The sequence below is a fragment of the Desertibacillus haloalkaliphilus genome (assembly GCF_019039105.1).
GTDB classification, from domain to species: domain Bacteria; phylum Bacillota; class Bacilli; order Bacillales; family KJ1-10-99; genus Desertibacillus; species Desertibacillus haloalkaliphilus.
In genome coordinates this window covers 1-427 of record NZ_JAHPIV010000162.1, presented here as the reverse complement: position 1 = coordinate 427, position 427 = coordinate 1, and the positions used below count along the sequence as shown (strand labels likewise).

Here is a 427-nt window from a genome sequence, read left to right as displayed (position 1 = left end):
GTGTTGAAATTCCAAAAAATTTCGCGTCATTTGTCGTAATCTACATCATTATAACACCTAAAAAATAAAAAGGGTTGGTCTTTTATGTTACAATTTCATTTCACTTTGTGTAAACATATTGTCATTTCCACTAAAAAAACCCATTCTTCTAGGAGAATGGGTTCATGTTTCTTACTGCGCAGAAATCCATTGCGCTAAATTTTCCGCTTCTTCAGATGGAATGTTAATAGCCGGCATCGTGTTCTGGCCATTAATAATAACATCATAAATATGCTCCGGATCGTGCTCTTCTCCAGCTAATCTCGGTCCACCGCCACCTTCAAGGTTTCCACCATGACAAGCAAGGCAGTTTGCTTCATACGAAGCACGTGCCGCAGTAGCATCATATTCACCAGCTGCTTCATCAGCAGCCTCTTCTGCTACTGGA

Annotated in this window: 1 protein-coding gene; it reads right to left on the bottom strand. The window is 40.5% G+C overall.

Going from position 1 to position 427, the window contains the following annotated elements; genetic code table 11:
• Window positions 1-171: 171 nt before the first annotated feature.
• Window positions 172-427, bottom strand: a 256-nt coding sequence (locus tag KH400_RS21345; RefSeq protein ID WP_217228072.1) for a c-type cytochrome, incomplete at its 5' end; no start/stop codon positions are given.